This window comes from Pedococcus aerophilus (genome assembly GCF_039532215.1).
Classification (GTDB): Bacteria; Actinomycetota; Actinomycetes; order Actinomycetales; family Dermatophilaceae; genus Pedococcus; species Pedococcus aerophilus.
This window is the reverse complement of the sequence record NZ_BAAARN010000001.1, coordinates 581,316-595,037: the sequence shown is the minus strand read 5'-3', so window position 1 is coordinate 595,037 and position 13,722 is coordinate 581,316. Positions and strand designations below refer to the sequence as shown.

At 72.0% G+C, this 13,722-nt stretch carries 14 protein-coding genes; 7 read left to right on the top strand and 7 right to left on the bottom strand.

What is annotated here, in order from left to right; translation table 11 throughout:
* Positions 1 to 14: 14 nt before the first annotated feature.
* The 6 genes from ABD286_RS02775 to ABD286_RS02750 form a co-directional block, all read right to left on the bottom strand.
* Positions 15 to 779, bottom strand: a complete 765-nt coding sequence (locus tag ABD286_RS02775) for a 3-hydroxybutyrate dehydrogenase (RefSeq protein WP_344190020.1) — start codon at positions 777 to 779, stop codon at positions 15 to 17.
* Positions 780 to 861: 82 nt separating this feature from the next.
* A complete protein-coding gene (locus ABD286_RS02770; protein ID WP_344190018.1) occupies positions 862 to 1,239 on the bottom strand; it encodes a nuclear transport factor 2 family protein in 378 nt (125 codons plus the stop codon).
* Positions 1,240 to 1,314: 75 nt separating this feature from the next.
* Complete coding sequence (locus tag ABD286_RS02765; protein ID WP_344190016.1) at positions 1,315 to 3,420, bottom strand: 3-hydroxyacyl-CoA dehydrogenase NAD-binding domain-containing protein; 2,106 nt, start codon at positions 3,418 to 3,420, stop codon at positions 1,315 to 1,317.
* Positions 3,417 to 4,634 (bottom strand): thiolase family protein, encoded by a 1,218-nt coding sequence (locus ABD286_RS02760; RefSeq protein ID WP_344190014.1) that lies wholly within the window; start codon positions 4,632 to 4,634, stop codon positions 3,417 to 3,419. Before ABD286_RS02760 ends, ABD286_RS02765 begins: the two co-directional genes overlap by 4 nt.
* Positions 4,635 to 4,814: 180 nt before the next feature.
* Positions 4,815 to 5,987, bottom strand: coding sequence for an HRDC domain-containing protein (locus ABD286_RS02755; RefSeq protein ID WP_344193232.1), 1,173 nt, complete (start codon positions 5,985 to 5,987; stop codon positions 4,815 to 4,817).
* 217 nt (positions 5,988 to 6,204) lie between these two features.
* A complete protein-coding gene (locus tag ABD286_RS02750) occupies positions 6,205 to 6,789 on the bottom strand; it encodes a DUF3000 domain-containing protein (RefSeq protein WP_344190012.1) in 585 nt (194 codons plus the stop codon).
* Between the two features lie 82 nt (positions 6,790 to 6,871).
* Between ABD286_RS02750 and ABD286_RS02745 the strand changes: the two genes are divergently transcribed.
* Together ABD286_RS02745 and hemE are read left to right on the top strand one after the other, a co-directional pair.
* Complete coding sequence (locus tag ABD286_RS02745; RefSeq protein ID WP_344190010.1) at positions 6,872 to 7,696, top strand: DMT family transporter; 825 nt, start codon at positions 6,872 to 6,874, stop codon at positions 7,694 to 7,696.
* A gap of 33 nt (positions 7,697 to 7,729) precedes the next feature.
* The gene (gene hemE / locus ABD286_RS02740; RefSeq protein WP_344190008.1) at positions 7,730 to 8,776 is read left to right on the top strand and encodes a uroporphyrinogen decarboxylase; all 1,047 of its coding nucleotides are present in this window, start codon (positions 7,730 to 7,732) and stop codon (positions 8,774 to 8,776) included.
* Between the two features lie 27 nt (positions 8,777 to 8,803).
* On the opposite strand, the gene ABD286_RS02735 is transcribed toward hemE, so the two are convergent.
* Positions 8,804 to 9,868: a DUF4349 domain-containing protein gene (locus ABD286_RS02735; protein ID WP_344190006.1), complete on the bottom strand. Its 1,065-nt coding sequence runs from the start codon at positions 9,866 to 9,868 to the stop codon at positions 8,804 to 8,806.
* Between the two features lie 74 nt (positions 9,869 to 9,942).
* Between ABD286_RS02735 and hemG the strand changes: the two genes are divergently transcribed.
* The 5 genes from hemG (at position 9,943) to ABD286_RS02710 (ending at position 13,702) form a co-directional block, all read left to right on the top strand.
* A complete protein-coding gene (hemG, locus tag ABD286_RS02730; protein WP_344190004.1) occupies positions 9,943 to 11,367 on the top strand; it encodes a protoporphyrinogen oxidase in 1,425 nt (474 codons plus the stop codon).
* 4 nt (positions 11,368 to 11,371) lie between these two features.
* A complete protein-coding gene (gene hemQ / locus ABD286_RS02725; protein ID WP_344190002.1) occupies positions 11,372 to 12,073 on the top strand; it encodes a hydrogen peroxide-dependent heme synthase in 702 nt (233 codons plus the stop codon).
* Between the two features lie 119 nt (positions 12,074 to 12,192).
* Entirely contained in the window at positions 12,193 to 12,534 is a 342-nt protein-coding gene (locus tag ABD286_RS02720) for a hypothetical protein (protein WP_344190000.1), read from the top strand.
* Entirely contained in the window at positions 12,534 to 13,277 is a 744-nt protein-coding gene (locus ABD286_RS02715) for a hypothetical protein (RefSeq protein WP_344189998.1), read from the top strand. The genes ABD286_RS02720 and ABD286_RS02715 overlap by 1 nt, the downstream gene beginning before the upstream one ends.
* Positions 13,277 to 13,702 carry a hypothetical protein gene (locus ABD286_RS02710; protein ID WP_344189996.1) on the top strand — a complete coding sequence of 142 codons (426 nt, stop codon included), beginning with the start codon at positions 13,277 to 13,279 and terminating at the stop codon, positions 13,700 to 13,702. Before ABD286_RS02715 ends, ABD286_RS02710 begins: the two co-directional genes overlap by 1 nt.
* The last annotated feature ends 20 nt before the right edge of the window (positions 13,703 to 13,722 follow it).

The following is a 13,722-nucleotide window of genomic DNA, read 5'->3' as shown; positions in this document are numbered from 1 at the left end:
GGCGGCTGGTGCCGTCAGTGGGCCGTCCAGCCACCGTCCATCGCGAAGGACGAACCCGACACGGATGCGGCCGAGGGGCCGCAGAGGAACGCCACCAGCTCGGCGACCTCGTCGGCCTCCACGAGCCGCTTGACGGCCACCGGCTCGAGCATGATCTTGGCGACGACCTCGTCCTCGGTGATGCCGTGCGTCTTGGCCTGGTCGGCGATCTGCTTCTCCACCAGCGGGGTGCGGACGTAGGCGGGGTTGACGCAGTTGCTCGTCACCCCGTGCTCGGCACCCTCGAGGGCGGTGACCTTCGACAGGCCCTCGAGGCCGTGCTTGGCCGAGACGTAGGCCGCCTTGAAGGCGCTCGCCCGCAGGCCGTGGACGCTGGAGACGTTGATGATGCGCCCGAACCCCTGCGCGTACATGTGGGGGAGCACGCGGCGCGTGAGGCGGAACGGCGAGGTGAGCATGAGCCGGATGATCAGGTCCCAGGTCTCGACGGGGAACTCGTGGATCGGGCTCACGTGCTGGATGCCGGCGTTGTTGACCAGGATGTCGACATCGCCAGGCAGCTGGTCCACGGCGGCCAGGTCGGACAGGTCGGTCGGCAGCAGCTCGACCCCGGCGAGGGAGGAGAACCGGTCGAGGCCCTCCTTGTCGCGGTCCGCCGCGTGCACCCTGGCGCCGGCGGCCACGAGCCGCTCGACGCAGGAGGCGCCGATCCCGCTCGCCGCACCGGTCACGAGAGCGGTGCGTCCGGTCAGGTCGAGCAGCGCAGGCGTCGTCGGCATGCCGCGAGACTAGGACCGCGGGGGTGGGCCGAGCATGTGGCGACGAGCCACAGTTGAGGGTGGTTCTGTGTGGTGGGACGGGTCACGCGCCAGAGGCATCAGGACGGAAACCCGAGCACATGATCCGCAACCAGCCGATCCGGCCCTCGCCGTCGGTCTCGAACACCGCGTGCTGCTCGGTCACGCGGGGTTCGCCGTGGCAGCTCAGCCCCAGCCGGTAGGTCACCCGGTCCCGGTCGCCCACCGTGTCGACGGCGACCTCGCGCACCTCGACGATCTCGTCGTGGGGCTCGAACCACCGGCCCAGCAGCACCTCCAGCACCGCGTCGTGGCCGGTGCCCTGCCACGCCTGGTCGGGGGTGAGCCCGCGGAAGTCGACGTCCTCGGTGAGCAGCGCCCGCAGCCCGTCCTCGTCCTTGGCCGCCAGCGCGTTGACGAACGTGTCACCGGTCGTGGTCATGGCAGGCATGGTCCTCCGACGACGACGCCCCGACAAGGTGCTCGTCGGGGCGTCGTCGCGTATGGCGCGTGCGGACTACGCGGGGACGCTCGCCACCCCGGCGGGCAGGAAGCGCCTGCCGGTGACCTTCTCCGAGACGCCCTCGCGGTCGAGCAGCGGCGTGAGGCCACCGTTCCAGAACTGGAACCCGGCGCCGGTGATCATCGCGAGGTCGAGGTCCATCGGGGCCTGGGCGACACCCTCGTCGAGCATGCGCCGGGCCTCGTCGGCCAGGACGCCGAGGACGCGCTCGCGCACCTGTTCGGTCGTCAGCACCACGGGGTCGGCCGGCTTGTCGAACAGCGCCTCGACCTCGGGGTCGACGACCGGCTTGCCCTCGGGCCAGGTGTAGATGGCCGACTTCTTCGCGGCGACGACCTTGCGCAGGTTCTCCGAGACGTAGAAGCGGTCGGGGAACGCCCTGGCCAGGGTCTCGTTGTTGTGCAACGCGATGGCCGGTCCGACGAGGCCGAGCAGGATGAACGGCGGCATCGGCGCGAGGCCGGCGAACGCACGGTCGGCCACCTCGATAGGGGTGCCCTCGTCGACGACCTTGGCGACCTCGCCCATGAAGCGGCCGAGGAGCCGGTTGACGATGAACGACGGCGAGTCCTTGACGAGGATCGTGGTCTTCTTCAACGTCTTGCCGGTGGCGAAGGCCGTGGCGAGGGTGGCGTCGTCGGTCTGCTCTCCCTTGATGATCTCCAGCAGCGGCATGACGGCGACCGGGTTGAAGAAGTGGAAGCCCACGACCCGCTCGGGGTGCTGCAGCTCGGACGCCATCTCCGTGATGGACAGCGAGCTGGTGTTGGTCGCGAGGACGCACTCGCCCGACACGACCGCCTCGACCTCGGCCCAGACCTGCTTCTTGACCGACATCTCCTCGAACACGGCCTCGATGACGAAGTCGGCGTCGGCGAAACCGTCCTTGCTCGTCGACCCGGTCACGAGGCCCTTGATGCGGTTGGCCTTGTCCTGGTTGACCCGGCGCTTGCCGAGCAGCTTGTCGACCTCGGCGTGGACGTAGCCGACACCCTTGCCCACCCGCTCCTCGTCGAGGTCGGTCATGACGACCGGCACCTCGAGGCGCTGGGCGAACAGCAGCGCGAGCTGGCTGGCCATGAGACCGGCGCCGACGATGCCGACCTTGGTGACCTTGCGGGCCAGGGCCTTGTCGGGCGCCCCGGCCGGGCGCTTGGCCCGACGCTGGACGAGGTCGAACGAGTAGAGCCCCGCGCGCAGCTCGTCACCCATGACGAGGTCGGCAAGTGCCTCGTCCTCGGCGGCGAACGCCTCGTCGCGGGTCGCGGTGCGGGCCTCGGCGACGAGCTGGAGGGCGCGGTAGGGGGCGGGGGACTTCCCACCGGTCTTGAGGTCGACCAGGCCCTTGGCGGCCTTGATGGCGCCGGACCACTCCGCCTCGTCCCGGGACACCTCGGCACGCTCGACCTTCGTCTCGCCCGTGATGACCTTCGCGGCCCAGAGCAGCGACTCCTCGAGGAAGTCGGCAGGGGCGAACATCACGTCGGCCATGCCGAGCTCGAACGCCTGCGGGCCCTTGAGCATCCGGTTGGTGTTCATCGGGTTCTCGATGATGACCTTGAGCGCGTTCGCCGGTCCGACGAGGTTGGGCAGCAGGTAGCAGCCGCCCCACCCCGGGACGAGGCCCAGGAACGTCTCGGGCAGCGCGATCGCGGGCACGCCCGCGGAGATGCTGCGGTAGTCGGCGGACAGGGCGATCTCCACGCCACCACCCATCGCCGCACCGTTGACGAACGCGAACGTCGGGACCGGCAGGTCCATGATCGCCCCGAACGCGGCGTGGCCGGCCCGGGCGACCTCGAGGGCCTGGTCGCGGCTGGTCGCCTGGGCGACGGCCTTGAGGTCGGCTCCGACCGCGAAGATGAACGGCTTGCCGGTGATGCCGACGGCCTGGATCTCGCCGGCCTCGGCGCGGGCGCGCAGGCTCTGGACCACCGAGAGCAGTCCGGCGATGGTCTGCGGCCCGAACGTGTTGGGCTTGGTGTGGTCGAACCCGTTGTCGAGCGTGACGAGAGCGAGGACGCCGGCGTCGCCGGGGAGGGTGATGTCGCGGACCGGGGTGTGGGTCACGACCTCGTCGAACGTCTGCTGGTCGCTCATGCGGCGACCTCCTTGCCGTAGTCAGCGTGGTGGGGGTTCTCCCAGATGACGGCTCCACCCATGCCGATGCCGATGCACATGGCGGTCATGCCGTAGCGGACCTCCGGGTGCTCCTCGAACTGGCGGGCGAGCTGCGTCATCAGGCGCACGCCCGACGAGGCGAGCGGGTGACCGGTGGCGATGGCGCCGCCGTACTGGTTGACGCGCGGGTCGTCGTCGGCGATGTCGAAGTGCTCGAGGAACGCGAGCACCTGCACCGCGAACGCCTCGTTGAGCTCGAACAGGCCGATGTCCTCGATCGACAGCCCGGCCTTGCCGAGCGCCTTCTCGGCAGCCGGCACCGGTCCGATGCCCATGACCTCGGGCTCGACGCCGACGAAGGCGAAGTCCACGAGCCGCATACGGATCGGCAGACCGAGCTCCTGGGCCGCAGCCTCGGAGGCGAGGATGCACGCGGTCGCGCCGTCGTTGAGGCCGGCCGAGTTGCCGGCGGTGACGTTGCCGTGCGGGCGGAACGGCGTCTTCAGCTCGGCGAGGCTCTCCAGGGAGGTGCCGGGGCGCGGCGGCTCGTCCTGGATGGCCAGACCGTAGCCGAGGTCCTGGTGACGGGTGGCGACGGGCACGAGGTCGGGCTGGACCTGACCGTTGGCGTACGCCTTGGCGAGCTTCTCCTGGGAGGCGACGGCGTAGGCGTCGGAGCGCTCCTTGGTCAGCGTCGGGTAGCGGTCGTGCAGGTTCTCGGCGGTCGAGCCCATGACGAGCGCGCTGGGGTCGACGAGCTTCTCGGCGACGATGCGCGGGTTGGGGTCGACTCCCTCACCCATGGGGTGGCGGCCCATGTGCTCGACCCCGCCGGCGATGGCGATGTCGATGGAGCCGAACGCGATCGAGCTCGCGGTGGCGGTCACGGCGGTCATCGCGCCGGCGCACATGCGGTCGATGGAGTAGCCCGGCGTCGTCTTGGGGAGACCGGACAGGAGGGCGGCCATGCGGCCGAGGGTCAGGCCCTGGTCGCCGATCTGGGTGGTCGCCGCGATGGCGACCTCTTCGACGCGCTCCGGCGGCAGCTCGGGGTGGCGGCGCATGAGCTCACGGATGCAACGGATGACGAGGTCGTCGGCGCGGGTCTGGGCGTAGATGCCCTTCTCCCCGGCCTTGCCGAACGGCGTCCGGACGCCGTCGACGAAGACGACCTCCTGAAGGGTGCGGGGCACGGGTGGCCTCCTGGGTCGGTGGAGCAGGTGGGCGGTGCCGGACGGTCCGTCCATGCACCTGCCCACGATGCTACTTCCCGGTAACAAGACGGTCACCCGACCCCGCGAGTGAGAGCCGTCACGACGGTCCGCGGGTGCACGTCGGTATGGCGCGGCACCCCGTCCCTGCCGGGAGCGGGGCTACTCGTCGGGGTGCGCCTCGAAGGCCGCCGCGACCAGCGGGGCCACGACGTCCGTCTGCCAACGGCGGGCGCCGAGGGACTGGAGCGCCTCGGCGAAGCCCGCGGCGCTGCGGTCGGCGGGCGGCGTCCAGATGACGCGACGCAGGGGCTCCGGCGACAGCACGTTCTCCACCGGGATGGAGTGCTCGGTGGCGAACTCGGTCAGCGCCTCACGCGTGGCAGCCAGACGGGCCGCGGCGACCGGGTCGCGCTCGGGCCAGGCGCGCTGCGGCGGCGGGCCGTCCGAGCGCAGGGTCATCGGCGGCAGGTCGGCCTCGGGGATCGCGTTGGCCCGGGTCACCGCGTCGAGCCACTGGCGCTGGTAGCGGCGCACCGAGCGGTGGCCCGAGGGCAGCGCGGCCGGGCTCGTCGGTGCCGCCATGGCGATCTCGACGAGGACGGCGTCGGGCAGGACCCGACCGGGGGACACGTCGCGGTCCTGGGCGATGGCGTCGCGGGTCTCCCACAGCTCGCGGACGACGGCGGCGATCCGGCGCTGGCGCACCTTGTGCATGCCGGACGTGCGGCGCCACGGGTCGACGCGGGGCGCGGGGCCGGTGAAGTCGAGCAGCGCCTCGAACTCCTCGCGGGCCCAGCCGGCCTTGCCCTGCTTGGCGAGGTCGACGCCCATGAGGTTGCGGACGTCGACGAGCACCTCCACGTCGAGCGCGGCGTACCGCAGCCACGGCTCGGGAAGCGGACGCGTCGACCAGTCGACGGCCGAGTGCTCCTTGGCCAACGAAAGACCGAGGTAGTGCTCGACGACGGCGGCGAGCCCGACGCGGGGAAGTCCGAGCAGGCGGCCGGCGAGCTCGGTGTCGAACAGCTGGCGCGGGCGCAGCCCCACCTCGGCGAGGCAGGCGAGGTCCTGCGTGGCGGCGTGCAGGATCCACTCGGCGTTGCCGATGGCCTCGTCGAGCGGGGACAGGTCGGGGCAGGCGATCGGGTCGATCAGCCAGGTGCCGGAGCCCTCCCGGCGCAGCTGCACGAGGTAGGCCCGCTGGCCGTAGCGGTAGCCGCTGGCGCGCTCGGCGTCGAGGGCGACCGGGCCCTCACCGGCGGCGATGGCCGCGGCAGCCTCCATCAGCCCGCGCTCGGTCTCCACGACCGGCGGCACGCCGTCGGCGGGCATGTCGAGGGGGATGAGCTCGACGGTGTCCTCAGCCGTCTCCTGGGCCGCGTCCTCGGCGCCGGCCTTGGTGCCGACCGCGGTGGCGTCGGCGGTGGCGCCGGCGGACGGGTCGCCCGAGTCCTGGGGGCGGTCCGCGGCAGAGGTGGGGGGCGCCGTTCCCACTGCGGGGATCTCGGCGTCGGTGTCGGTCACCGGCCCAACCTACCCGGCTCGGTGCTCAGCGCCGCGGCCCAGGCAGCGCGATGACTCCCTCGGGCAGCGGCGGGAGACCGGCGATGGTGCACAGGAGGTCCGACCACGCGACCAGGTGCGCACCGACGTTGCCGGCTACCGGGGTCCACGATGCGCGGACCTCCATCTCGACGCTGGCAGGTCGGTCGGACAGCCCCGCGAAGCTCTCGGAGACGACCCGCGTGACGGTGCCGGCCTCCGCGGTGAAACCGAGGTGGTGCGACTCCAGCGCGTCGGTCAGCCACGACCAGCCCACGGCACCCAGCATCGGGTCGTTGGCCAGCTCGGGCTCGAGCTCGGCGCGGGCGAACGTCACCGCGCGCCAGGCACCGTCCCACGGGTCCGGCGCCGACGGGTCGTGCAGCAGGACGAACCGGCCCGACGCGAGCTCGTCCTCGTCCGCGGCGGCACCCACCACCTCGGCGGTGAGGGCCACGGCATACGGGGCGATGCGCTGGGGCGCGGGCACCTCGGTGAGCCGGATCTCGGGGCGCAACCGCGCGCCGCGCAGGTCGCTGAGCGCCTGCGTGAACTCGGGTGACTGGTCGCCGGGGACCGTTCTGCTGCCCACCGTCAGAGAGTATGTCGCGGGGTCGGATATCACAGGGAGGCTGAGTCCGCGTCGTGTCGCGCTGCGCGGGTACCGTGCGCGGGTGCTCTCCCTCCTCGCGCTGGCCTCGAGCGCGTGCTGGGGCACCTCCGACTTCTTCGCCGGGTTGTTCTCGAGGCGGCGCCCGGCGGTCGCGGTGGTCGGGTGGACGCAGGCGCTCGCATTCGTCGTGCTCACCGCCGTGGTGCTCACCCAGCTGGGTGACGTCGCCTGGTCGGGCTGGCCGCTGTGGTCGGCCGCCGCGGGCCTGTCGGGCCTCACTGGGTTGCTCTGCTTCTACACCGCCCTGTCCACCGGGACGATGGGTGTGGTCGCCCCGATCGCGGCCCTCGGGGTGGCTGTCCCGGTCCTGCTCGGCGTCGCCACCGGTGACGAGCCGTCGGCCTGGACCTGGGTCGGCATCCTCGTCGCCGTCGTCGGCGTGACCCTCGCCTCCGGACCCGAGCTGAGCGGCGACGTGTCGACCCGCCCGGTGGTGCTGGCGGGGATCGCCGCGGTCGGCTTCGGGCTGGCCCTGTTCTGCCTCGACCGCGGTGCGCGCTCGTCGACGCTGATGACGCTGTGGGGGATGCGGTGCACCTCGGTCGTGGTGTTCACCGTGGTCGCCCTCGTCGCCCGGTCGGTCGGGGGAGTGGTCGCGCGCGAGGTGCCGGCGCTGCTGCTGATCGGGTGCGGGGACGTGGCCGCCAACGCGCTCTTCGCCGTCGCGTCCTCCCGTGGCCAGGTGAGCGTCGCGAGCGTCCTCGGTTCGCTGTACCCCGTCGTGACGATCCTGCTCGCGCGGCTCGTCCTCAAGGAGCGGCTGCGCCCGATCCAGCAGGTGGGGGCGCTGCTGTCGCTGGTCGGCGCCGCGGTCATCGCGGTGTGAGCGGCGCTGCCGGCGCGACCTAGGATTGGGCGGGTGACCTCCCCCCTCGACAGCCCGCTCGACTCTGCCCTCGTCCGGGCCGCCCGCCGCCAGCCGGTGACCCACACCCCGGTGTGGTTCATGCGCCAGGCCGGGCGCTCGCTGCCCGAGTACCGCAAGGTCCGTGAGGGCGTCGGCATGCTGGAGTCCTGCCGCCGCCCCGACCTCGTCACCGAGATCACCCTCCAGCCGGTCCGCCGCCACGGCGTCGACGCGGCCATCTTCTTCTCCGACATCGTCGTCCCGCTCGCCGCGGTCGGGGTGGACCTCGACATCGTCGCCGGTGTCGGTCCCGTCGTCGCCGAGCCGTTCCGCACCCGCGCGGACCTCGACCGGCTGCCCGAGCTCACCCCCGACCTCGTCCCCGACATCACCGAGTCGGTGCAGCTGCTCGTCGCCGAGCTCGGCGCGACGCCGCTCATCGGGTTCGCCGGGGCGCCGTTCACCCTGGCGAGCTACCTCGTCGAGGGTGGGCCGAGCAAGAACCACGAGAACACCAAGGCCCTGATGTACGGAGACCCCGGGTTGTGGCACGACCTGTGCGCCCGCCTCGCGCAGATCTCCGGTGCGTTCCTCGACGTGCAGGCCGCGGCCGGGGCCTCGGTCGTCCAGCTCTTCGACTCCTGGGTCGGCAACCTCCCGCGGGCCGACTACGAGACCTACGTCCAGCCGCACTCGCGGGTGGCGCTCGCCGCGGTGGCGAAGCACGGCACCCCGACGATCCACTTCGGGGTCGGTACGGGCGAGCTGCTCCCCGCCATGGGCGCCGCCGGCGCCGACGTCGTCGGCGTGGACTACCGCGTGTCCCTCACCGACGCGCTCGCGCGCATCGGTGACGGGTATGCCGTGCAGGGCAACCTCGACCCCGCGCTCCTGTTCGCCCCGTGGCCGGCCCTCGAGGCCAGGGTCCGCGCGATCGTCGAGGAGGGTCGGGCCGCGCCCGGGCACATCTTCAACCTCGGCCACGGCGTCCTGCCGACCACCGACCCCGACGTCATCACGCGGGTCGTCGAGCTCGTCCACGAGGTCGGCGCCCGCTGACCCGAGGGCCGGATCGCCGCACAGTCGTCACGGCAGCACGGTCGGAACCGTCGGCGAGGTCGGCACGGGCCGACGACGGCGCCAGGCCAGCCACAGCGGCACCCCGACCAGGGCGAAGGCTGCCACGAACGGCACCAGCGCCCCGATGATCGTCAGGACGACCCGCACCGACGCCGTGAACGCGTCCCAGCCGCCGACCAGTCCGGCCATGAACCCGGTGCCGTCCTCCTCCTCGGGGGCCGCAATGACGTTGGACTCCGTCGTCAGGCTGATCTGGATGGGAGAGCGCGCCACGCTGCTCTTCAGTGCCGTCAGCTGCGACTCCAGCGCCTCGAGGTCGGCCTGGCGACGGCTGACCTCTGCCTCGAGGTTGACGATCTGGGTGAGGTCGGTGGCCTTGCTCATCAGGGCCCGCACGCGGTTGACGCTCTCGCGCATCGTCTTGAGCCGTGACTCGGTGTCGACGATCTGCTTGCCGACCTCCTCGCTGGAGGTCTCGGAACGGATGACGGTGCCGAGCTTGCCGAGCTCGGCCATGACCGTGTCGAGCTTGGTCGCCGGGACCGACAGCGTGATCTCGCCGTAGGTCGTCGCGCTGACCTTGGACCGGTCCTCCAGCGGCACGTACCCGCCACCGGTGCCGATGTTCTCGGCGAGGACGACGCCGTCCGAGGCGACCGACAGCGAGCGGACGGCGGCCACGGTCTGGGAGAGGTTCCTGACCTTGAGGGCGACGGTGGCCCGACGGGCCAGGGTCGAGCCCGGGGCGGTGAGGACGGCTGGGTCCACGGTGCCCGTACCGGCCGGGCTGCCGGTGGCGGTGTCGCCGGACCCGCGGAGGGCGGTGCCGGGCTGGGTGCCGGAGCCCTCCTTGCTCGCCGAGTCGGGGGCGCCGCCCGGGGCGGGCTCGGCGCCGATCGCCGATCCGTCGGCCGAGCCGGCGGACGAGGTGTTGGAGCTGCTGCCGCTGCACCCGGCGAGGGCGACGGCAGCGAGGAGGGCGGCCGAGAGGCCGACGAGGAGACGGTGCGGACGATCACGGAACATGGCGACCCCCAGGTCGACGTCGAGGTGGGCAGGTGGTGATGGCACTCGGACTCGGTGGACGTGGGGGCCGTTCCCACCCCGTGGTGTCGAAACAGTCACGATGTTGAAAGGGTGGGGTCATGGTCGGTTCCAGGGTCGTCGTCATCGGTGGAGGCATCAGCGGCCTCACCGCCGCGTGGCAGCTCCTGGAGTCGCTCCCGGGGGCCCAGGTCACGGTGGTCGACGCCGCCGACCGCCCGGGGGGCAAGCTGCGTCGCGAGCCGGTCGCCGGGGTCGCGCTGGACGTCGGTGCCGAGTCGGTGCTGGCTCGCCGCCCGGAGGCGCTCGCGCTGATGTCCGAGCTCGGGCTCGACGACCTCGTCGTCCACCCCGAGGCGACCACCGCGAGCATCTGGTCGCGCGGCCAGCTCCACCCGATGCCGCGGGGCACCCTCATGGGCATCCCCTCTCCTGCCGCCTCTGCCCGGGGTCTGCTGTCGGACGCCGAGGTGGCGCGTGCCGAGGGCGAGCAGCCATGGGTCGCAGGGGATTTCAATGACGTCTCGGTGGGGGACTACGTCGCGGCCCGCCTGGGTGACGCCGTCGTCGACCGCCTGGTCGAACCCCTGCTCGCCGGGGTGTACGCCGGACAGGCGCGCAGCCTGTCGCTGCGCGCCTGCCTGCCGCAGGTGCACGCCGCCGTGACCGCCGGAGCGTCGTTGACGCAGGCAGCCGCGACCTCTGCGCAGACCTCGGCCCTGTCGTCGGCCGGTTCGTCGGCTCCCGTCTTCGCCGGTCTGGACGGGGGAGTCGGACGGCTCACCGAGACCCTGTCCGAGCGGCTCCGGTCGCGGGGGGTCACCATCCTCAGCAGCACCATCGCCCGCGAGGTCCACCGCGAGGGCAGCGGCTGGACGGTGGTCACGGGTGCGCGCCCCACTCCGACGCGCCTCGCGGCCGATGCGGTCGTCGTCGCGGTCCCTGCGGCTGCCGCTGCTCGGCTCGTTGCACCGCACGCGGTCGAGGCGGCCACGGCGCTGCGCGAGATCGAGTACGCCTCCATGGCGATCGTCACCCTCGCCGTCGACGCGGCCGGTGGTCCGTTGCCGGGCTCGGGCTTCCTGGTCCCGGCCGTGGACGGTCGCACCATCAAGGCGAGCACCTTCTCCTCGACCAAGTGGCGCTGGACGGCCGATGCGGCCGACGACCTCGTGTTCCTGCGGGCCTCCGTCGGTCGCTGGGGGGAGACCTCCGACCTGCAGCGCCCGGACGAGGAGCTCGTCGCGATCGCGGTCGCCGAGGTGAGTGAGGCGCTCGGCCACCAGCTGCCCCGAGTTGTCGACGCGCACGTCCAGAGGTGGGGAGGCGCCCTGCCGCAGTACACCGTCGGACACGTCGACCGGGTCGCCCGGATCCGGGCGGCCGTGGACGGTGCGCCGGGGCTGGAGCTGGCCGGCGCGGCATACGAAGGGGTCGGCATCCCGGCCTGCATCGCGAGCGGGCGGGCCGCCGCACGGGCCGTGGCCACCCACCTGCGCGCCCGCGGCGGCGGCGCGGGAGAATGAACCCATGAGCAGCAAGCCCACCCCCTCCCGGATCCGCGAGATCAACGACTCCATCAGGTATGCCATGTGGTCGGTGTTCAGCGTCACGGCTCCGCTCGGCGACGACCGGGAGCAGATGGCCAAGGAGGTCGAGGCGCTCTTCGGCGAGCTCGAGGAGAAGGGCGTGCTGACCCGTGGGGTCTACGACCTCGGCGGCATGCGGGCCGACTGCGACTTCATGGTGTGGTGGCACGCGGAGAAGATCGAGGACGTCCAGGCGGCGTACCGCGCGTTCCTGCGCACCGACCTCGGGCACCTCCTCGAGCCGACCTGGTCGGCCGCCGCGCTGCACCGCCCGGCGGAGTTCAACAAGAGCCACATCCCGGCGTTCCTCGCCGACGAGGACCCCAAGGACTTCATCTGCGTCTACCCGTTCGTGCGCTCCTACGAGTGGTACCTGCTGGACGACAAGGAGCGCCGCGACATGCTCCGCGAGCACGGGCAGATGGCGCGCGACTACCCCGACGTGCGGGCCAACACGATCGCCTCGTTCGCGCTCAACGACTACGAGTGGGTCCTGGCGTTCGAGGCCGACGAGCTGCACCGCATTGTCGACCTGATGCGGGAGCTGCGCGCGTCGCGGGCCCGGATGCACGTCCGCGACGAGCTGCCGTTCCACACCGGCCGCCGCGTCGAGGTCGCCGACCTGCTGGCCTCGCTGCGCTGAGCCCCTCCTGCTCCCGGCAGGGGAGTGCTCCCCCTGTCGTCCCGCCGACATGTCGGGCAGGCTGTCCGCAGGTGCCTGCAGGGGGCACCGTTTCGGTGCTGGAGGGGTCATGAGGGTTCATGAGGGTTCATGAGGGGGGCGGGGGCAGCCCCGCTGGAAAGTTCTCGGTCGAGCTGCCCGTGCTGACAGACCTCGCGAACGCCCTGGAGGAGCTCCAGGGCCACGCGATCAGCGCGAAGTCCTACTCGTCGTACGCCGACGTGGACAGCTCGGGCGGTGGACTGATGGTCCGGCTCGCGGATGCGACGGTCCACGTCTCGGACGACCTGGAGCGCGCCTTCGAGCGGCTCAGCCAGATCACCGGACGCGGATCCGAGGAGATCCGCAACACCCGCGATCTCTACCGCACCCTCGACGAGGAGTCGGCGCAGCGGGTCGACTCCACCTACTGGAGCGCCTGATGGTCAACGCAGCCGAGGGTGGTGGCGGCTACAACCCCAGCGGGTGGCTGACGACGCCGGTGGCCGAGGACGCCATCCCCGACGAGTGGGAAGCCATCATGAACGCCCGGGACAAGATCCCGTCGTTCGGCTCGATGGCCTTGAAGGCGTGGGAGGAGATGGGCGGCGACAGCATCCCCGACGCCTGGAGCGAGATGCTCGCCGGTGACTGGAAGGACGTCAGCAAGGTCGCGGACGCGCTGCGGAACCTCGGCAAGTTCTGCGAGTCCTACGCCAGCAGCCTCGACAGCGCGGTGCTGCAGGCTCAGTCCGGGTGGACCGGTGAGGCGTCCAACGCCATGGTCACGTACTTCGCCGGGGTGAGCGCCCAGCTGGACGGGCTGAAGGCCAACTGCGACGAGATCGCCGACGCCTGCAACGGCGCGGCGTTCGGGGTCTACGAGTGCGGCCAGTCCGTCGAGGACGGCATCGAGGCGATCTTCGACCTCGTCATCACGGCAGCCATCGCCCTTGCCGCCGCAGCAGCGTCGTCCTGGACCGTGGTCGGAGGACTCACCGGCGCAGCAGCTGCCGGAGCCGCGATCATCGCGGCGATCTCCAAGGTCAAGCTGGTGCTCGACGCGATCGACCTGGCCTTCCAGATCGCCAACGGCACGCTCGGCGTGATCGCCACGTCGGCCTCGGCGATCGCCGAGTCGGTCGACGTGTCCCTGCCGGGCGACTACGACAACAAGGTGGTCTGATGTCCGAACCCACGAGCTCTCGGTCCACGGGCTCTCTGTCCTCGGGCTCTCCGTCATCGCCCTCCGAGCCCCTGCTGCCGACGCTGCGGGACAGCCCGTTCCTGGCGAAGAAGCTCCGCGAGTCCCTGGAGACGTTGCGCGACAGCGCGGACCCGCAGATGCGGGAGCGGCTCACCGCGGTCCTGGAGGACCGGGCCAGCCTGCGCGACCTGGCGCGGGACCCGTCGTTCGGCTCGTTCGTCGGGCCGCTCGCCGACCGCGGGTGGGAGAAGTTCGAGGCGATGTCGCCCGAGGAGCGCTCGGCCGCGATCGTCGCCGAGCAGGAGGCCGACGAGCGGACCGCGCAGGAGCGGTCCGCCGCCGACTTCGTGCGTGAGGTCCGGGAGGGGACCTCGGGGCCGAAGCCCTCGGCCGGCACCTGGTGACGCCGGGTGACCGGCGTCGG